The organism is Streptomyces sp. CNB091 (assembly GCF_000377965.1).
Window position 1 is genome coordinate 131,302 of the sequence record NZ_KB899005.1, and the last position, 18,009, is coordinate 149,310.

Genomic DNA, 18,009 nt, shown 5'->3' on the forward strand with positions numbered 1-18,009 from the left:
CGCCTCAAGCGCCGGCGGGGCTGGAAGGGTCGCCTCAAGCGCCGGCGGGGCTGGAAGGGTCGCCTCAAACGCCGGCGGGGCTGGGGTGGTGCGGCGGGGCCGGGGTGGTGTGGCAGGGCTGGAAAGGGTTGCCTCAAGCGCCGTCGTGGTGTGGCTGGGCGGGGTGGTGTGACGGGGGCGTTTTGACCCGTGCGGGGGGTCCCCGGTAGGCTCTCGGTTTGTTATACGTATTGGCTTCGTCGTTCTCACGCGAAGGGCCTTACGTAGGTTCCCTGGAGCAGTTACCAGTGGCTCGCATACGGGCAGCGTCCCCGGCGATTGTGAGCCCCAGCTGCATATCGCTTCAGAGGTGCCGTGTGTCTGGATCCCATCCACTGAAGAAGCGAAGGCTGCGAAGTGCGTACGTACAGCCCCAAGCCCGGCGATGTCACGCGCCAGTGGCACATCATTGACGCTCAGGACATCGTCCTGGGCCGTCTGGCCACCACGGCTGCGAACCTCCTCCGAGGCAAGCACAAGGCGATCTACGCCCCCCACATGGACATGGGCGACTTCGTCATCATCATCAACGCCGACAAGGTTCACCTGTCCGGCAACAAGAAGACCCAGAAGATGGCGTACCGCCACTCGGGCTTCCCGGGCGGTCTCCGTTCGGTGCGCTACGACGAGCTGCTCTCGAAGAACCCCGAGAAGGCCGTCGAGAAGGCCATCAAGGGCATGATCCCCAAGAACACCCTGGGCCGTCAGATGCTCTCGAAGCTCAAGGTCTACGCGGGCGACCAGCACCCGCACGCTGCTCAGCAGCCGGTCCCGTTCGAGATCACCCAGGTCGCGCAGTAGTACCGGCCACCCCCTAAGACATACAGAAAGATCTGAGGAGAATCGTGGCCGAGACCACTGTTGAGACGACCGCCGACGACACGGCGGGCACCGAGGGCGAGGAGACCTTCGCCGAGGTGACCACCTTCGAGTCCGAGGTCCCCGTCGAGGGTGAGTACACCTCCGAGTCGCTCGCGGGCCGCTTCGGCGACCCGCAGCCCGCGGCCGGCCTTGGCCGTCGCAAGAACGCCATCGCCCGCGTCCGGATCGTCCCGGGCACCGGCAAGTGGAAGATCAACGGTCGCACCCTTGAGGACTACTTCCCCAACAAGGTGCACCAGCAGGAAGTCAACGAGCCCTTCAAGGTTCTCGAGCTCGACGGTCGCTACGACGTCGTGGCCCGCATCTCGGGTGGCGGTGTCTCCGGTCAGGCCGGCGCCCTGCGCCTCGGTGTGGCCCGCTCGCTGAACGAGGCGGACGTGGACAACAACCGCGCCATTCTGAAGAAGAACGGCTTCCTCTCCCGCGACGACCGTGCGGTCGAGCGCAAGAAGGCCGGTCTCAAGAAGGCCCGTAAGGCCCCGCAGTACAGCAAGCGCTAAATATCGCCTGCTCGACTGTCACGTTCGCCCCGGCGGCACACTCTGTGCTGCTGGGGCGTTCGTTTATCGGCGCTCGCGGGCGTATAACGGCATAAGACGTTCATCGGACCGGGCGGGAGCGCGGCCCGGTGAGCGCCGTCACGCATCCGGCAGGTCGGTCGCGTCATGCCGCCCGACGTGCGTTTTTGCGCCGTTTCCTTGCTTTCGTTGTTTGGTTGCTCAGTTCGTTTCGTTTGCTGTGCAGTGGTTGTTTGTGGTTTCGGAGCACTTCGGAGGACACCAGTGGGACGACTCTTCGGTACGGACGGGGTACGCGGTGTCGCCAACGCCGATCTGACGGCCGAGCTCGCGCTCGGCCTCTCGGTCGCGGCGGCGCACGTACTCGCCGAGGCCGGCACCTTCGCGGGCCACCGCCCGACCGCCGTGGTCGGACGGGACCCGCGAGCCTCCGGAGAGTTCCTGGAGGCCGCCGTCGTGGCGGGCCTGGCCAGCGCCGGTGTGGACGTGCTGCGCGTCGGGGTCCTTCCGACGCCCGCCGTGGCGTATCTGACCGGCTCGCTCGGCGCGGACATCGGCGTGATGCTCTCCGCCAGCCACAACGCGATGCCCGACAACGGCGTCAAGTTCTTCGCGCGCGGCGGCCACAAGCTCGCCGACGAGCTGGAGGACCGGATCGAGTCGGTCTACGAGCAGCACCGCACCGGTGAGCCGTGGAGCCGCCCGACCGGCGCCGGCGTCGGCCGGGTCACCGACTACACGGAGGGCTTCGACCGGTACGTCGCCCACCTCATCGGCGTCCTGCCCAACCGGCTCGACGGGCTCAAGGTCGTTCTGGACGAGGCGCACGGCGCCGCCGCCCGGGTCTCGCCCGAGGCGTTCGCGCGGGCCGGGGCCGAGGTCGTCACCATCGGGGCGGACCCGGACGGCCTGAACATCAACGACGGCTGCGGCTCCACCCACCTGGAGCTGCTGCGCGCCGCCGTCGTCGAGCACGGGGCCGACCTCGGCATCGCGCACGACGGCGACGCCGACCGCTGCCTCGCCGTGGACGCGGCGGGCGAGGAGGTCGACGGCGACCAGATCCTGGCCGTGCTGGCCCTCGCGATGCGGGACGCCGGTCAGCTGCGCAAGGACACCGTTGTCGGCACCGTGATGTCGAACCTCGGCTTCAAGCTGGCCATGGAGCGCGAGGGCATCCGGCTCGTCCAGACGGCGGTCGGCGACCGGTACGTCCTGGAGTCGATGAAGGCCGAGGGCTTCGCGCTCGGCGGTGAGCAGTCCGGGCACGTCATCGTCCTGGACCACGCCACGACCGGCGACGGCACGCTGACCGGCCTGATGCTGGCGGCCCGCGTCGCCGCCACGGGCCGCGGCCTCGCGGAGCTGGCCGGGGTCATGCAGCGCCTGCCGCAGGTCCTGATCAACGTCCCCGATGTCGACAAGTCCCGGGTCAGCACCTCGTCCGAGCTGGCCACCGCGGTCGTCGAGGCGGAGCGCGAGCTGGGCGAGACCGGGCGCGTACTGCTGCGCCAGTCGGGCACGGAGCCGCTGGTGCGGGTCATGGTCGAGGCGGCCGACATCGAGCAGGCGCGGGCCGTCGCGGGCCGACTGGCCGATGTGGTGAAGTCCGCGCTGGGCTGAGCCCCGGGGATTCGTCCGCTTGGGGTGAGCCTCGGGGATTCACCCGTTCGGCTGAGCCCCGGGGAATCCCCCGCTCATCTGAGCCCCGGGGATGCCCCCGCTTGTGGAGGGCGCCGGAGACCCACCCGCTTGTGGTGAGCCCCCGGCGATCCATGCGTTTGCGGGAGCCCCCGGCGATCACGTCAGTTCACGTGATCGCCGGGGGCTTTCGCGCGCGCGGTGCCGGGCGGTCGTCGCGTGGTTACGCCAGGGGGAGGGCGGGTCGGGTGACGACGACCATGGCGGCGTCGTCGTTCAGGTGTCCGCCGACATGGCGCAGCAGGTCGCGCCGGAAGCGGTCGAGGAAGGCGTCGGGGTCGCTCTCGTTCCAGCCGGTGATGCGCTCGGTGAGCGGGTAGAAGGCGCCGGTTGCGTCGCGGGCCTCGGTGACGCCGTCCGTGTACAGCAGGAGGAGGTCTCCCGGCTCGAACCGGAAGCTGTCGACGTGGTAGCGGGGGTGCGCCAGTTCGCCCAGGCCCAGTGGGGGCGCGGGGCGGCGGACGTCCATCGTCGTCGGCCGGCCGGCGCGCAGGATCACCGGCGGCGGGTGCCCGCAGGAGATCATCCGGACCGGGCCGTTCCGGTCGGGGATGTCCAGGACGATGGCGGTGATGAACGTTTCTCCGTAGCGGCTCGTCTCGCCCGGTTCGATCAGGTCCCAGCACACGCTCCGGTCGAGGTAGGTCACCAGCTCGTCCAGGTCCGCCCGGCGGTGGGCGGCGACGCGAAACGCTCCGAGCAGCAGGGCCGCGTCGTTGACCGCGGTCATCCCCTTGCCCTGGACGTCGCCGACGATCAGCCGGGTCCCGGAGGTGGTCCGGGCCGCCGCGTACAGGTCCCCGCCGATCCGGGCCTCGGCCTCGGCGGCGAGGTAGAGGGCGGAGGCGTGCAGGGGGCCGAGCCTCCCGGGCAGTGGCGGCAGGACCACGCGCTGGGCGACCTCGGCCACGTACCGCACCTGCGTCAGCTCCTTCGCGCGGCGTTCCCGCAGGACGCAGAAGACCACCAGGCTCGTGCCGACCAGGAGCAGGGCGATGATCTGCGCCTCGTGGTTGGCCGAGAGCAGATCGTCGGGGTCGCGGATGACCCCGATGAGCGTCTGCGCGACGACCGCCAGCGCCGCGACCAGGCCCACCGTCCTGGGCCCGCCGAACGACGGGGTGATCGCCGGGGCCGCGACGAGCAGCGGACCGAGATGGATGTCGGGCGGGGCAAGAACATCGATCACGGACACCGCGACGATCCACGCGATCGGGATGGCGACCAGCGCCCACCGGGGGCGCGGTCCTGTGCGGCGCTCGGACATGCCTCCTCTCTACACCGCCCCCACGGGGTCCGCACCGGCAGCGCGGGCGGGCCGCGCCGCCGCCGAGGAGTGCGGGTCGCGTCGGTGGCGGAGGGCGGGAGAGGGTCGCGCCCGTGGAGGAGGGGGGGAGGGCGGCCCGGTCCGTCAGGCCCGTACGGCGGCGCCCGGTGTGCTCGCCGGGGGCTTCCGCGCGCGCCGGAACCTCCCCAGGGCCTTCTGGAGCAGCAGCGTCAGCGTGCCCGCGAGGATGATCCCGCCGAGGTTGGCGAGCAGCTGCTGCCCGGAGCCGATGGTCTGCTGGTAGTCGGAGTAGCTGAACGCGACGGCCGCGTTGGCGGCGGCCGGGACGGTCGTCACCGAGATCGCCACCCCGATCAGCGCCCCGGACTTCGCGGAGGTGAGCGAGAGCGTCCCGGCGACGCCGGCGAGGAACGCCACCACGAACGACATCCAGTCCGGGTGCCAGATGAACCCGGTGTTGGGCCGGGGCTTGTCGATCATCCCGCCGTTGAAGAGGCCGAAGGCGTCCATCAGCCAGGCGAAGCCCGCGGTGATCAGCATCGCCAGCGCGAACCCGCCGATCAGCGCCCACAGCGACCGCGCGACCAGGCGCGGGGCGCGTTGCACCACGGCCGTGGAGATCCCGGCCAGGGGCCCGAACTCCGGGCCGACCGCCATCGCGCCCACGATCAGGACCGCGTTGTCGAGCATCACGCCGCAGGCGGCGAGCATCGTGGCGAGGGCGAGGAAGGAGACGTAGGTGATGGAGAACGTCGACTCCTCGTGCGTCGCCTCCGTCAGCTCCTCCCACAGCACCGCGTCGGCGCCGTCGCCCGGGGCCTCCTCCTCCGCCCGGTCGGCGTGGTCGGAGAGCGTCAGCTCCATGTTCTCCATGGTGATCGACCCGGACCTGTCGATGCCGAGCCGGCGCAGCGCACCGATCAGCTCGTCGCCGGCCTCGCGCGCCACGTCGCACATCACCACGTCACCGGCGGGGGAGCGGGCGGCACCGGGCAGGACCACCAGATGGGCGGTGCCGACGGTCGACTCCAGCAGGGCGACGACCTCGTCCGTGGCGTCGGCGGGCACGATCAGACGCAGGTGGAGCACGCGGGCGGCCTCCCCATGGCGAAGCGGTCGGAGCTGGCTCAGAGCTTGCGCAGGGACAGCCTCTGGACCTTGTGGTCCGGACCCTTGCGGAGCACCAGGGTGGCACGGCCGCGCGTCGGAGCGACGTTCTCCAGCAGATTCGGCTTGTTGATGGTCCGCCACATGGTGCGCGCGTAGTCCAGTGCCTCCTCCTCGGAGACCTGGGTGTACTTGCGGAAGTACGAGGACGGGTCCTGGAACGCGGTGGCGCGCAGCTTGCGGAAACGGTTCAGGTACCAGGTCTCGATGTCCTCGGCCCGTGCGTCCACGTACACGCTGAAGTCGAAGTAGTCGGCGAGCCCGACCCTGGTGCGGCCGTCGCTGCCGGGCAGCGCGGGCTGGAGGACGTTGAGGCCCTCGACGATGAGGATGTCCGGGCGGCGCACGGTGAGCCGTTCGCCGGGGACGATGTCGTAGATCAGGTGCGAGTAGACGGGGGCGGTCACCTCGTCCTTGCCCGCCTTGATGTCGGCGACGAAGCGGGTCAGGGCGCGCCGGTCGTAAGACTCCGGGAACCCTTTGCGGGAGGTCAGCCCGCGTGCCTTGAGCTCCTTCATCGGGAGCAGGAACCCGTCCGTGGTCACCAGTTCGACGCGCGGGTGCTCGGGCCAGCGGGCCAGCAGCGCCTGGAGGATACGGGCGCTGGTGGACTTCCCGACGGCGACACTGCCCGCGACCCCTATGACGAACGGGGTGCCACGCTGCGCCCCGTGCCCGTTCCCGGCCTCCCCGAGGAAGGTGTTCAGCGCGCCGCGCAGCCCGGAGGTGGCCTGGACGTACAGGTTGAGCAGCCGGGAGAGCGGCAGGTAGACGTCCCGCACCTCGTCCAGGTCGATGACGTCCCCGAGCCCCCGCAGCCGCTCCACCTCGTCGGCGGTCAGCGGCAGCGGGGTCTTGTCCCGCAGCGCGCTCCACTCGTCGCGCGAGAGGTCGACGTACGGGGTCGGCGCGTGCTCGGTGCGACGGTGGGGGCTCCGTGCGGGTGAGGTGATCACCTGTTCATTGTTGCGGGAGTTTGAACGGAGTGGGGGGTGGGGTCGGTCACGTGGGTGGCGTGGGTGGCGTGGGTGGCGTGGGTGGCGTGGGTGGCGTGGGTGGTGGGGTGGCGTGGACGGCTTGGGTGTGGCGTGAGTGTCAGGTGGCGCCGGCTGCTTCGTGAGGTATCCCCGCCGGGGGGAGCCGCTGCTCTACGTCTGGGGCACCTCGCCCCGGGCGTCGACCACCGCCGCTGCGGTGCGTGCGCGATCGAGGGTGATATCGCCCGCCGTCATCCGGGTGACGAAGCCCAGTTCTTCGAGGTCGTGGTCCTCGGTCACCACGTGACGGGTGCCGGCGTAGGAGTAGTCGGACGGGGAGAGAAGGAGCTCCTGGCGTTCGTGGCTGCCCGGTTCCTCGTAGGTGACGGCTATGGCTCTGCGGTCTGCGGCGTCCCGTACGAGGTGATCGGTGATGCCCACCCCCGGTACCGTGCCGAGGGCCCGGTAGATGCGGGCGCGGGCGGCGGGGGACAGCGGGTAGGACTCGATGAGGGTGCTCAGTCCGCGGAAGGTGCGGGCGGTGCTGCTCTCCTCGCGTCCCCGCTCGGTGTCGAACGCCGGGTAGAGGGCGCGGACCTCTGCCAGCAGGGCTGCGGGGTCGTCCGGAAGGCTCTCGGCCGCTCGGTAGGTCTCGCGGGACGACCAGGCGTCGTCCGCCGGGTCCTTCTCCATCTCCGGGTCCGCGTACGGGGTCCAGGACGTGTCGGGACCGTTGTCGGGGTCGGCGATGTTCTCCGTCGACGCCAGTTCCGGCCTCCCGGTCACGTTCACGGTGTAGATCCACTGGCCGGTCCGTGGCTCCGGCGGGGCCTTCTTCTCCTCCAGGTAGTCGGCCGCCCGGTTCAGTGTCACCGCGGGGCCGGACAGGTCCAGGTTGGAGGCCAGCGTGTCCGGGTTCGAGGAGGTGTCGATGACCTGGGTGATGATCAGGGCCGCCGCGGTGATCGTGGCCGCCGCGCCGAGCGAGGCGACCCGCCAGTCGGCCCACAGCCTGCGGGCCCGGCGGTTCCGGCCGGCGATGGCGTCGGTCAGGCGTTGGCGGCCGGGGGCGAGGGCGGCGCGGTCGGGGACGGGGGCGTCGGCGCGCAGCTCCCGCAGCTGGGTCATTTCGTCCATGACGGATTCAGCTCCTGCTCTGCGAGGGCGGCGGGCCGGACGGGGGTGGGGACGACGTGTCGAGTGCCGAGGTGAACGCGGGGTCGGTGCTCAGTGCCTCGCGGACCTTGCGGCGGGCCCGGTTCAGGCGGGATCTGACCGTGCCCAGCGGTATCCGCAGCGCGTCGGCCACCTCCTGGTAGCCGAGGTCCGCCCAGGCGACGAGCAGCAGGACGTGCCGGTCGCCGGGGGAGAGCGAGGCCAGCGCGCCCGCCAGCGGGGCCTGGACGGCGAGCCGGTCGTCCGAGCGGTCGCTCCAGGACGCGGCCACCGGGTCGTGGCCGGTCCGGGCCAGCGCCTTCAGCGCGCGGACCTCGGTACGGCGGTGCTTGCCGATCAGGTTGGCGGCGATGCCGTACAGCCAGGGCCGGGCCAGCCGGTGGGCGGTGTCGTAGCGGCCCCGTGTGCGGAACGCGATGAGGAACGTCTCCGCCGTGATGTCGTCCGCCGCGCCCTCCCCGAGGCGGCGGGCGGCGTAGCGGTGGATGTCCGGGGCGTGCCGGTCGTACAGCCCGGCGAACAGTTCGGGCTCGTCGAGGGACTGCGTGATGACGTCGGCGTCGTCCTCGTCTCCGCGTTCGTCGGGGCGGGCCGGAGGTGGTCCGGTCACTGCGCCTCCAGGGGGCGTCGGTCGGTGTGGCTGTCACCTCTGTTGTCCGCAGCGGCCGGAAAGGTTCACGGCTCGTCGGTGCGGGCCACCCAGGAAGCCCGGTCCCGTGACCGGGCGGCGGCCGCCGCCGCTCCATGCTTCGTGCCCGTCGTGCCCCGTGTTCGACCGTCCTGGGCTCCCTACAGCTGGTCTCCCCTGCCGGCTGGTTCCGGAGGATGCGTCCCGCCGCCGTCCTTGCTGTCCTGCTCGCAGGTCCGTCGGTGGTAGGACTGGTCGTTGGGGATCAACAGGACTTCGGCAACCTGCTCGGGGCGCTCGACCGCGAGCCAGTCGTCGCCCGTGAGGGCACCGTCCGGCTCGGGCCAGGACCCGGACGAATGGACCGTCTGACACCCCAAGGCCACGCGCTCCTCGTCGACGGCGCAGACATCCACCGCGGGGCCGGATATCCCGCCGGCGTCGGCGCCGTCGTAGCGGTAGTGGAAGTGGACGCTGTCACCGCCGGAAGGCACCTGCGGGTGCGGTTCCACCCGCCAGTCGACGACCTCGGCGGTGATACCGAGAGGCTGCCCGGACGTGTCCTGGACCTGCACCCTGACACCGGCCTCACCGCGCTTCGCACTCGTGTCGGTGCAGCCCCACAGGGAAGAGCAGCCGGACAGGGCGAGCATCACCAGAACCAACGGGGCAGCGGCGAGTACCCGGGCGGGGAACACTGAGACGACCTCCGGTAGGGGTGGGCGCAGCAGCGTATCCCGGGTCCTCGTGCTCCCCGCTCCTCGACCGCCCCTCGGGATGCCCGCTCCCTCGGCCGCCCCTCGGGATGCTCGCTCCCGGGCTCCCACGCTCGCGCTCCCCGGGACTCCGGGCCCGGAGCCCCGGGGAGCCCGGCGCGGAAGGCGTGCGGCCTCAGGCGTCCTGTGGATACCAGCGCAGCTCGACCGTGTTGCCGTCCGGGTCGAGTACGTAGACCGAGGTGGCCGAGCCCCGCGCCCCGAAGCGGGGGACCGGGCCCTCCTTCACCGTGAACACCCCGGAGTCGATGACCTCCTGCCAGTCGAGCGGGTCGACGACGAGGCAGATGTGGTCCACGTTCGACTCGCCGCGCGGACGGTCGAGCAGGTCGATGATCGTGGTCGGGCTGACCCGGACCGAGGGGAACGGCACCTTCCCCGCCCGCCACTCCTCGACCCGTACCGGCTCCAGCCCGAGCGGCCCGCAGTAGAACGCGATGGCCCGCTCGACATCCCCCACGTTGAGGACGAGGTGGTCGAAGTCCTTGACGCGTACGGGCATGGTCAGGCCTCCCAGACGTGACTGACGTCCGACCGGGGGGCCGGGCCGAAGCCGAGGTGCGGGCCGTCGACGTCGATGGTGCTGCAGTTGCTCCTTAACCGGATCGGCTCTGTGGCGCTCATGTCTCTCCCAGCGGTTTCTCGGTGCATTCCCGACCTGGAGTTTAAGGACGCGGTGCGGATTCTCCGCCGGGTCCGGCGAGTTGGACCGGTCTCGGGCAGGGAGAGACCGACGGCCCCGACTTGACCCTCACGTCGCGTGAGGCTCGAAGGTGGAGCTCATGAGCGACTACTACAACGCGTTCGAGATGAGCCCCGTGCCCACCCCCGGCCCGGATGCGGTTCCGCCGGAGCCGTTCCGTGGCATCTACGCGATGCCCGCGTTCGTGACGATCCCCACGAGCGATCTCGCGGCGTCGGTGGACTTCTGGACGCGTGGGCTCGGGTTCTTCGAGCTGTTCGGCATCCCCGGCACGCTGGTGCATCTGCGCCGGTGGGCGTTCCAGGACGTACTCCTCGTCTCGGCGGAGAGCGTTCCGGAGCAGCCACCGGCGATGAGCTTCAGCTTCTCGGGCGTGCTCAGCCAGGTCGAAGCACTCGCCGAGGCATGCCGTGCGCTGCGCCCGAACGCGGTCGACGGCCCACGTGACACTCCCTGGAACACCCGCGATGTGGAGGTGATCACCCCCGAGAACGCACGGGTCGTCTTCACCGCCGCGAAGCCCTTCGATCCGGACAGCCAGGAGGCGCGGAACCTCGCAGCCATCGGGATCACCCCGCCCGGCGACGGTCGCGGCGACAATGGGAAGCATGCCTGATACCGCTGACGACGACGGCTTGACCGTTGGTCAGGTCTCGACGCGTCTGGACGTGACGGTCCGCGCGCTGCACCACTGGGACGAGATCGGTCTGGCGCGGCCGTCGCTGCGCACGGCTGCCGGATACCGGCTCTACACCACCGGTGATCTGGAACGCCTGCACCGCATCGTCGTCTACCGTGAGCTCGGTCTCGGCCTGGACAGGATCCGGGCCCTCCTGGACGACTCGACCGTGGACGTGCCCGGCGCGTTGCGCGCGCAGCGCACCCAGGTCGCCGAACGGATCGACCGCCTCCAACGGCTCGGCGTCGGACTGGACCGGATGATCGACGCCCATGAGCGCGGCCTGCTGCTGACCATCGAGCAGCAGGTCGCGATCTTCGGCTCCCGGTGGGACCCGGACGGGCCGGCCCGAGCCCGTCAGCGCTACGGGGACACGCCGCAATGGCGGCAGTACGCCGAACGCTCGGCCTCCCGCACTCCGGAGGAATGGCAGGCCGTCGCCGACGCCGTCGCCGGCCTCGACCGCGCCCTGGGGGAGGCGATGGACGCCGGCGTCACACCTGGCAGCCCAAAAGCGAATCAACTCGTCGAGCGGCACCGTGAGGTCTTCGCCGCGTACTTCCCCCTCACCAGACAGATGCAGGTCTGTCTCGGCCGCATGTACGAGGCCGATCCGGGATTCGCCGCCCACTACGACGGCGTCCGCCCCGGCCTCGCCACGTGGTTCCGTCGCAGCATCGACGCCGGCGCGCGTGCCCACGGCATCGACCCCGACACCGCGACCTGGCCCGGGTCTCCGTAGACCGTCGGCCGACAGTCCGTTCAGTCGATCCGCGCGCAGATGTCGGTCGTGGCGGCCACCGGGCCGGTCACGGCCCCAGCCCGAGCGGCCCGCAGTAAAACGCGATGGCCCGCTCGACGCCCCCCACGTTGAGGACGAGGTGGTCGAAGTCCTTGACCCGCGCGGTCGGCGGTACGGACATGGCTCAGGCCTCCGACGCGTACGTGACGAAGTCCGCCCAGGCGGCGGGGCCGAAGCCGAGGTGCGGGCCGCCGGTGGGGAGTTGCTTGGAGTCGCGTACGTGGATGGTGGCGGGGGCGGCGGCGACCTCGACGCAGTCAGGGCCGTCGTTGGTGCTGTAGCTGCTCTTGACCCAGGTCAGCTCGGTGCTGTTCATGTCTCTCCCAGCAGTTTCTCGATGAATTCCCGTGACAGCCGAGGAGTGAGGGCCTGCGCCCGGATCAGGTTGTATCGCATCTCCAGGATCTGCACCTCGCGCGGGTTGGTGATCAGCCCGCTGATGAGCTGGACCTCGTTGTGCCCGACCGTCTTTCCGTCCTTGAGCTTAAGGATCCGGTGTGAACCGCCGAGACCCGCGTGCTCCTCCGCCTCCATCGGCATGACCTGGATCTCGACATGCCGCAAATGACTCAGCTCAAGCAGGTGTTCGAGCTGGCGGCGTAGGACCATTCTGCCTCCGGTCCGCCTGCGCAGGGTCGACTCCTCCTGGACAAAGGTCAGCAGCGGCGCGGGCCGTCGGTCGAAGACCACCTGTCGGGCCATCCGGGCTGCCACCAAACGCTCGATGTTGTCCTCCGTGTACGCGGGCCGTCGCTCGCGGTACAGAGCGCGCGCGTACTCCTCGGTCTGGAGCAGTCCGTGGATGACGACCCCCGCGTACGCGCCGAGTTCGACGGCCTCCGCCTCCAGCTTCGTCAGGTCGCGGACCTTCTTCGGATACCGCGCCTCCTCCACGTCCTTCTTCATCGCCGAGATCTTGCCGTCCGCGCCCACGGCCTCATCGGTCCGGTCCAGGAACTCCGGCTTCGGGATGCGCCGGCCGCCCTCGACCTTGAAGACCAGGTTCTCGCTGTACCCGATGGCCGTCCCCAGCTCGGCGGCGCGCAGTCCGGCCGACTCGCGCCAGAGTTTGATCTGTCGGCCGACCGCAGCGATGACCGCGCCGGAGTCGTCCTCCAGGCCGAAGTCCCAGTCCTCGTCGTCCCCGTCGAGCGCCGTGCGGTCCTCGCGGTCCTGGTTGTTCATGTCAGTCATGCGGCAGAAGCCTCCACCCGTGTCCGTGTGCCGGACGTGTACGGCGGGGACGGGGCCCGGTACACCGGGGACAGTCACTGTCCGTACGCGCGTCAGTGCTTCTCAGAGTAGATACGTCCGGACACTCTGAGTGACATGAACCAAAGAATCACCCAACCGAGGGCTCGCACGGGACAGTTCGCCGTCCAGCTCTCCGCCACCCGCCGTGGTGCCCGACTCGCCCGCCTGCTCGCCACCGAACAACTGCGCTCCTGGGGGCTGCCGCTGGAGGACGCGGGGCTCGTCATCGGCGAGCTGGCGACCAACGCGGCGCTGCACGGGTACGTCCCGGGGCGGGACTTCCGGATCCTGCTCAGCGTGTACGACGACATCCTGCGGATCGAGGTCGTCGACACCCGGGGTGACCGGGACCCGGTGAAGCGGGACCCGGTCGCCGACTCCGAGAGCGGGCGCGGGCTGTTGCTCGTGGAGGCGTTGTCGGTGCGGTGGGGCACGGAGCACGGGCCGTTCCCGCGTAAGACCGTCTGGGCGGAGGTGGCGCTCACCGGATCGTGACTACCGCGACCCGGTGAACCGCGACCCGGTGAACCGGGATGCGGGTGGCCGCGACGCGGTGGACCGCGTCGCGGCCACCCGCGACGTAAAAGCTTTTGAGTACGTGTCTTTGAGTACGGGGGAAATAACCCAACCCGACCCTGACCGGTCCAGTGGCTACCCCTGGGCGCGCGGGCGCGTGAGCGCGCGTACGCGTCGTCACTCACATGGGTGAAGTGTGCCAACCGGGCTGGATTTATGACCTGTTGGCGGGCATATGCTCACGCTGACCACCACCCCAGACATGAGACGGCCCCCGGCCGGGACTGGCATCCCGATCGAGGACCTGACCACCGAGGAAGTAGGAGCTTCCCGATGGATACCCAGCAGGTTAGCGTGCCCTCGCGCGCCCCGTCCTCCGGTGTTGTACACATCAACATCCGGCTCACCGACGGCTTCTCGATCATCTCCAACCGGCTCTCCCAGCACCGGGGCATGTCCCTGCTGGCCATCGGCCTCGGCACCCACATCCAGTCGCTGCCCGCCGGGAGGCGTATCGGCGTCAAGGCGCTCGCCGCGATCTTCCCGGAGAGCGAGTCGCGCATCGCCGCCGCGCTGCGGGAGTTGGAGCACCACGGGTTCCTGCGCCGCATCCGGGAACGCGTTCAGGGCGGGCGGGTCGCCACGCGTACGGAGTCGTACAACCATCCGGAGGCGGCGGCCCGGCGGGTGGGGGCCGAGGCTGGGGGGACTCCAGCAGCTGGCCCTGCTCCTGACCCTGCTCCTGCCCCTGACCCTGGTCCTGCTCCCGCGCCTGAGCCGCCTGTGCGGGAGGTGGTGCCTGCTCCTGCGCCTGCTCCCGCTTCCGTACCGTCACCGGAGCGTGAACCCGCCCCCGCATCCGAGCCCGAGCCCGAGCCCGAGCCCGAGCCCGAGCCCCGGCTCGTGCCGGTGCCCACCGCGCCCAAGCCGCCGCCCCCGCCGTTGCCCTTCCCCCGCAGGCCCAGCGCCGCGTTGTTCGACGAGGCCGCCCGCCTTCTCGCCGGGCTCCAGGTCTCCGCGCCCCTCTTCGTCCTCTCCGAGGCGGACGTGGAGCGGCTCACCCCCGGCGTCGCCGCCTGGCTGGAGCGGGGCGTGCGGTCGGACGCCGTGCGGGGCGCGCTCACCGACGATCCGCCCGTACCCCTCCGGCACCCGGCGAAGCTGCTGCGGCACCGGCTCATCGCCCTCCTTCCGCCGCTCCCGCCCGCCGCCGTGCCCGTCGTCCCCCTCCAGAACTGCGACGCCTGCGACCGGGCCTTCCGGTCGTCCGTGCCGGGGTGCTGCGGAGAGTGCCGCGACGTCCGCGCGTACGCCGACGACCTGCCGTGTCTGCTCGGCGCGTGATCAGTCGATGCGGTCGCAGATGCTGTCCGTCGCGACCACCGGGCCCGCCACGGTCTTGGCTCCGGTCGGGCTGATGCCGATCGTGTAGACGCCGTCGACGACGTACATCCCCCGTGCGAGGTTGCCGTCCCCGACGCCCACCAGCACCGGGCCCACCACGCGCCAGTACTGGGCCCCGGAGGCGTACACGTCGACCAGGGCGGAGCCGCTCACGTCGGCGTCGTAGTGCGCCCCGGTCTCCTTGTTCGTCACCCGGACCACGAGGTCGCCCTTGTACGCGCTCCGCGTCACGCCCTCGGCGGGCGGCGGCAGTTCGCGTCGTACGACCTCGTCCACGATCGGCTCGCCGTGGATGGCGAACGCGCACCGCTCGCCCGCCGCGACGTCCCAGGGGGCCGAAGGGGCCGGTTCCCAGCCGGAGCCCTGCGGAGGGGCGGTGGCCGGGGCCGCCGCCGCAGGGACCGTGCCGAGTGTCACCACCGCCGCGCAGGCCGTGCCGAGAGCGCCGAGAACGATGCTGCGCATGAGAACTCCCCGAAGTCGGAGGCCGTCGGCCGCAGGCCGGGGCCGTGTGTTCGAGAAAGCATGCGCCGGGCCGCTCACCAAAGGCTGACCACGGCGTGGGGCGGGCAGGGGCGGTCTGTGCGGTCGGCCCCGTTCGTCTGCGTTCCCCCGCGGTGGGGTGCGTTCAGCCGTGGTCGCCGCGGTGATGATCCACGAGGCGGGTGAGCAGGCCGATCAGGTTCCGCCGGTCGGCCGGGCAAGTCGGAGCTAGGTGTGGGCGTGTACTCACGGATGACGTAGCTCAAGACAGTGAACCCTCAACGTGCGTGGCGATGTCCGGACGGTGGCGGTCGCGACGTTGAAGCATCACCGCGCAGATTCTGCGCGCTGCCCCCCGCTCAGGCAATCGGTTTTGCCTCCACCACCGCCAAGCCCTACCGCTGGACCTACGACGGCACACAGATCAAAGCCGTATGAGACCCGCCGCGGTCGGTCGGAACCCGCACTGTGTGTAGAAGGACTCAAGGTGAGGCTCGTAGTCGACGTGCAGCCACTGGGCACCACACGTCCTCGCCTCATCGGCGGCCGCACGGACCAGCCGCACCCCGAGCCCCTGCCGACGCTCGTCAGGGTGCACGGTGGTGTCCAGGATGAAAGCGTGGGCGCCGCCGTCGCCGACAACGTTGACGAATCCGACCAAGCGACTCCCTTGGTGCGCGGCAATCCAGGCGAGACTGCGGGCCAGCAGCGGTGCGAAGGCGGTCAGCCTGTGACCCGGCCAGGAAGCACTGAACAACTCGTTGAGATCGTCGTCCGTGAGCATGGGGCGCACCACCAACACCGCATTGCCGTCCTGCGGCGGATCATTGATCATCATGCGGATCAGCCTGCCACGCGCCTCACGACCGCGATCAGCCCCTCAATGAACTCGTGCGGCGCGGGAACAGCCCTCAGGGCCGCTGGAGGGGTGGCCCCGGTGGCCCCGTGGGCAGGGCCGGTTGGATCCTTGCCCGATGGAATTCCAGTTGCTCGGGCCCTTCGTCGTCCTCCACCGGGAGCGCCCCGTACTCGCGGGGCTGCGCCGTCAGGAGCGGTGTCTGCTGGCCGTCCTCGCCCTGGAGGCGGGTCGGGCCGTTCCGACCGGCAGGCTCATCGACCTGCTCTGGAACGGCGAGGCCCCAGCCGGGGCCCGGTCCACCGTGCACACGTACATCGGCAGACTGCGCGCCGCCCTCGGGCCCGAGGGCGTGCAGCTGGAGACGCGGAACGACGGCTACCTCCTCCGCCCCGACGGCCACGAGATCGACGCCCGCGCCTTCGAGGACGCCGTGCGCGACGCCTCGGCGGCCGTGGACGACGAGGAGCGGGTGATCCGCTACGACCGGGCACTGGAGCTGTGGCGGGGGGAACCGCTCGCGGACGTCGCGGACGAGGCCCTGCGCGACCGGATCGGCCGGCCGCTCGCCGCGCTGCGGCTGTCGGCGGCGGAGGAGCTGGCCAGGCTCCTCCTCTCGCTGGGGCGGCACGAGCGCGTGGCCGCCGAGCTGCCCGCGCTCGCCGAGGAGCATCCCGAACGCGAACGACTCGTCGCGGACAGCATGGTCGCCCTGCACCGCAGCGGGCGGTCGGCGGACGCGCTCGGGCTCTACCGGGCCACGCGCGACACCCTGCGTTCGGCCTTCGGCGTCGAGCCGGGGCGGGACCTGCGGACCCTGTACGACCGGATACGCCGGGACGACCCGGACCTGCGGCGGCCCGCGCCACCCACGTACGCCGTGCGGGTGCGGGGGGTGTGGCTCCCGTGGAACACCAGCGGGGACCCCGCCCTGGAGTTCTGCAACACCTACGCCGGGTGGGGCGGCGAGCGACTGCCCGGCTCCGAGTGGCTCCCCGGCTACCGCTCGCTCGCGATCTGGGCCGGGCACCTGGACCTCCTCGACGACCGTACGGTCACCCGGCTGCTGCGGAGGGCGGAGGAGCGGCCCGAGGAGGCGAGCGCCGCACTCGCCGGCGCGCGGGAGTTCCGGAGCGCGTTGTACGGCTGTCTCACGGAGGAGCGGGGCCGGGGCGACGACGGGGCGTTCGCCCGGGTCGCCGAGGTGGCCCAGGAGGCCATGCGCCACGCCGTCTTCGTGCGGAGCGACGACGGCCTCGGGCGCTGGAGGCCGCACCCTGATTCCGGGCAGCGGCTCCCGCTGTACGCCGTGGCCCAGCGCGCCGCGGACCTGCTCGCCGACCCCCGCCGCCTCACCGTCCGCGTCTGCCCGGGGAAGGGCTGCGGGTGGCTCTTCCTCGACGCGGGCGGGCGACGCCGCTGGTGCAACATGGGCGTCTGCGGGCGCGCGGCGGCGGGCGTCCAGGGCCCGTCGTGAAAAAGATCCGGGCGGTGTGTCGATCCGGTCCGGTCCCGATCGTCGTCATGGTTTAAGCAGCCCTGAGGGCTGGGAGCACACAGGCCACACAGGCCACACAGGCGAGAAGGAGCCGACCATGAAGTACATGCTGCTGATCCACAGCGGGGCCGTCGACGAGCAGGGCGGCGCGCCCCAGTGCACCGTCGAGGACTGGATGGCCTACGACAAGGCCGTACGCGACGCGGGAATCCACGTGTCCGGGGAGTCGCTGGCCGACCTGGTGACCGCGACCACCGTGCGGGTCTCGCCGACGGGGGAGCGGACCGTGACGGACGGGCCGTTCGCCGAGACGCGGGAGCTGCTGGGCGGGTTCCTCGTGATCGACGTGCCCGACCTCGACGCCGCCCTCGACTGGGCCGCGCGCTGTCCCGGCTCGCGCGACGGCGGCTCGGTCGTCGTCCGGCCGGTCGCGGACTTCGGGGCCTGAGAGCCGTGCCGGGCGAGGGAGTGCCCCCGGGGGAGGGAGTGCCCCCGGAGGAGGACGAGCCCCAGGGGGAGGCCGTGTCCCCAGGGAAGGGCGTGCCCCCGGGCGTGGGGCAGCCCCCAGGGGAGGAGTCCCCGGAGACGTTCCCGGAGAAGTCCCCCGAGACGTACCCGGCATCGTTCTCGGAGGAGTCCCCGGAGAAGGGCGTTTCCCCCCG

At 71.1% G+C, this 18,009-nt stretch carries 20 protein-coding genes; 9 read left to right on the forward strand and 11 right to left on the reverse strand.

Annotation, left to right across the window (positions count from 1 at the left end; all coding sequences use genetic code 11):
- Positions 1–396 precede the first annotated feature (396 nt).
- The 3 genes from rplM (at position 397) to glmM (ending at position 3,062) form a co-directional block, all read left to right on the forward strand.
- Positions 397–840, forward strand: coding sequence for a 50S ribosomal protein L13 (gene rplM / locus D581_RS0126665; protein WP_018960214.1), 444 nt, complete (start codon positions 397–399; stop codon positions 838–840).
- Between the two features lie 44 nt (positions 841–884).
- On the forward strand, positions 885–1,421 hold the full coding sequence (gene rpsI, locus D581_RS0126670) for a 30S ribosomal protein S9 (protein ID WP_018960215.1): 537 nt from the start codon (positions 885–887) through the stop codon (positions 1,419–1,421).
- Positions 1,422–1,703: 282 nt separating this feature from the next.
- Positions 1,704–3,062, forward strand: a complete 1,359-nt coding sequence (gene glmM, locus D581_RS0126675; protein ID WP_018960216.1) for a phosphoglucosamine mutase — start codon at positions 1,704–1,706, stop codon at positions 3,060–3,062.
- 241 nt (positions 3,063–3,303) lie between these two features.
- Here glmM and D581_RS0126680 read toward each other — a convergent pair whose 3' ends face one another.
- From D581_RS0126680 to D581_RS0126710, 7 genes are all read right to left on the reverse strand, one after another.
- Positions 3,304–4,407 (reverse strand): PP2C family protein-serine/threonine phosphatase, encoded by a 1,104-nt coding sequence (locus D581_RS0126680; RefSeq protein ID WP_018960217.1) that lies wholly within the window; start codon positions 4,405–4,407, stop codon positions 3,304–3,306.
- A 144-nt stretch (positions 4,408–4,551) separates the two neighbouring features.
- Positions 4,552–5,517, reverse strand: a complete 966-nt coding sequence (locus D581_RS0126685) for a DUF389 domain-containing protein (protein WP_018960218.1) — start codon at positions 5,515–5,517, stop codon at positions 4,552–4,554.
- Between the two features lie 38 nt (positions 5,518–5,555).
- On the reverse strand, positions 5,556–6,551 hold the full coding sequence (gene coaA, locus D581_RS0126690) for a type I pantothenate kinase (protein ID WP_018960219.1): 996 nt from the start codon (positions 6,549–6,551) through the stop codon (positions 5,556–5,558).
- Positions 6,552–6,743: 192 nt separating this feature from the next.
- A complete protein-coding gene (locus D581_RS0126695; RefSeq protein WP_018960220.1) occupies positions 6,744–7,709 on the reverse strand; it encodes a CU044_5270 family protein in 966 nt (321 codons plus the stop codon).
- A 7-nt stretch (positions 7,710–7,716) separates the two neighbouring features.
- The gene (locus D581_RS1000000138700) at positions 7,717–8,358 is read right to left on the reverse strand and encodes a sigma-70 family RNA polymerase sigma factor (RefSeq protein ID WP_018960221.1); all 642 of its coding nucleotides are present in this window, start codon (positions 8,356–8,358) and stop codon (positions 7,717–7,719) included.
- A 179-nt stretch (positions 8,359–8,537) separates the two neighbouring features.
- Positions 8,538–9,074 (reverse strand): hypothetical protein, encoded by a 537-nt coding sequence (locus D581_RS0126705; protein WP_018960222.1) that lies wholly within the window; start codon positions 9,072–9,074, stop codon positions 8,538–8,540.
- A 193-nt stretch (positions 9,075–9,267) separates the two neighbouring features.
- Positions 9,268–9,654, reverse strand: a complete 387-nt coding sequence (locus D581_RS0126710) for a VOC family protein (RefSeq protein WP_018960223.1) — start codon at positions 9,652–9,654, stop codon at positions 9,268–9,270.
- A 280-nt stretch (positions 9,655–9,934) separates the two neighbouring features.
- Here D581_RS0126710 and D581_RS0126720 point away from each other — a divergent pair, with 280 nt between their 5' ends.
- Both D581_RS0126720 and D581_RS0126725 read left to right on the forward strand, forming a co-directional pair.
- The gene (locus tag D581_RS0126720; protein WP_018960225.1) at positions 9,935–10,471 is read left to right on the forward strand and encodes a VOC family protein; all 537 of its coding nucleotides are present in this window, start codon (positions 9,935–9,937) and stop codon (positions 10,469–10,471) included.
- On the forward strand, positions 10,464–11,276 hold the full coding sequence (locus D581_RS0126725) for a MerR family transcriptional regulator (protein ID WP_026290935.1): 813 nt from the start codon (positions 10,464–10,466) through the stop codon (positions 11,274–11,276). The genes D581_RS0126720 and D581_RS0126725 overlap by 8 nt, the downstream gene beginning before the upstream one ends.
- 184 nt (positions 11,277–11,460) lie before the next feature.
- Here D581_RS0126725 and D581_RS0126735 read toward each other — a convergent pair whose 3' ends face one another.
- Together D581_RS0126735 and D581_RS0126740 are read right to left on the reverse strand one after the other, a co-directional pair.
- A complete protein-coding gene (locus D581_RS0126735) occupies positions 11,461–11,652 on the reverse strand; it encodes a DUF397 domain-containing protein (RefSeq protein WP_018960228.1) in 192 nt (63 codons plus the stop codon).
- Positions 11,649–12,530 carry a helix-turn-helix domain-containing protein gene (locus D581_RS0126740; protein WP_018960229.1) on the reverse strand — a complete coding sequence of 294 codons (882 nt, stop codon included), beginning with the start codon at positions 12,528–12,530 and terminating at the stop codon, positions 11,649–11,651. Before D581_RS0126740 ends, D581_RS0126735 begins: the two co-directional genes overlap by 4 nt.
- A gap of 135 nt (positions 12,531–12,665) precedes the next feature.
- On the opposite strand from D581_RS0126740, the gene D581_RS0126745 reads away from it, so the two are divergent.
- Positions 12,666–13,085, forward strand: a complete 420-nt coding sequence (locus D581_RS0126745; RefSeq protein WP_018960230.1) for an ATP-binding protein — start codon at positions 12,666–12,668, stop codon at positions 13,083–13,085.
- 354 nt (positions 13,086–13,439) lie between these two features.
- Positions 13,440–14,450: a hypothetical protein gene (locus D581_RS0126750; RefSeq protein ID WP_018960231.1), complete on the forward strand. Its 1,011-nt coding sequence runs from the start codon at positions 13,440–13,442 to the stop codon at positions 14,448–14,450.
- Here the strand turns inward: D581_RS0126750 and D581_RS0126755 are convergent, their stop codons facing one another.
- Both D581_RS0126755 and D581_RS0126760 read right to left on the reverse strand, forming a co-directional pair.
- Positions 14,451–14,975 carry a hypothetical protein gene (locus D581_RS0126755; protein ID WP_018960232.1) on the reverse strand — a complete coding sequence of 175 codons (525 nt, stop codon included), beginning with the start codon at positions 14,973–14,975 and terminating at the stop codon, positions 14,451–14,453.
- A gap of 442 nt (positions 14,976–15,417) precedes the next feature.
- Positions 15,418–15,831, reverse strand: coding sequence for a GNAT family N-acetyltransferase (locus D581_RS0126760; RefSeq protein WP_018960233.1), 414 nt, complete (start codon positions 15,829–15,831; stop codon positions 15,418–15,420).
- Positions 15,832–15,967: 136 nt separating this feature from the next.
- Between D581_RS0126760 and D581_RS0126765 the strand changes: the two genes are divergently transcribed.
- Together D581_RS0126765 and D581_RS0126770 are read left to right on the forward strand one after the other, a co-directional pair.
- Positions 15,968–17,326 (forward strand): BTAD domain-containing putative transcriptional regulator, encoded by a 1,359-nt coding sequence (locus D581_RS0126765; RefSeq protein ID WP_026290938.1) that lies wholly within the window; start codon positions 15,968–15,970, stop codon positions 17,324–17,326.
- A 118-nt stretch (positions 17,327–17,444) separates the two neighbouring features.
- Complete coding sequence (locus D581_RS0126770; RefSeq protein ID WP_018960234.1) at positions 17,445–17,795, forward strand: YciI family protein; 351 nt, start codon at positions 17,445–17,447, stop codon at positions 17,793–17,795.
- Positions 17,796–18,009 lie beyond the last annotated feature (214 nt).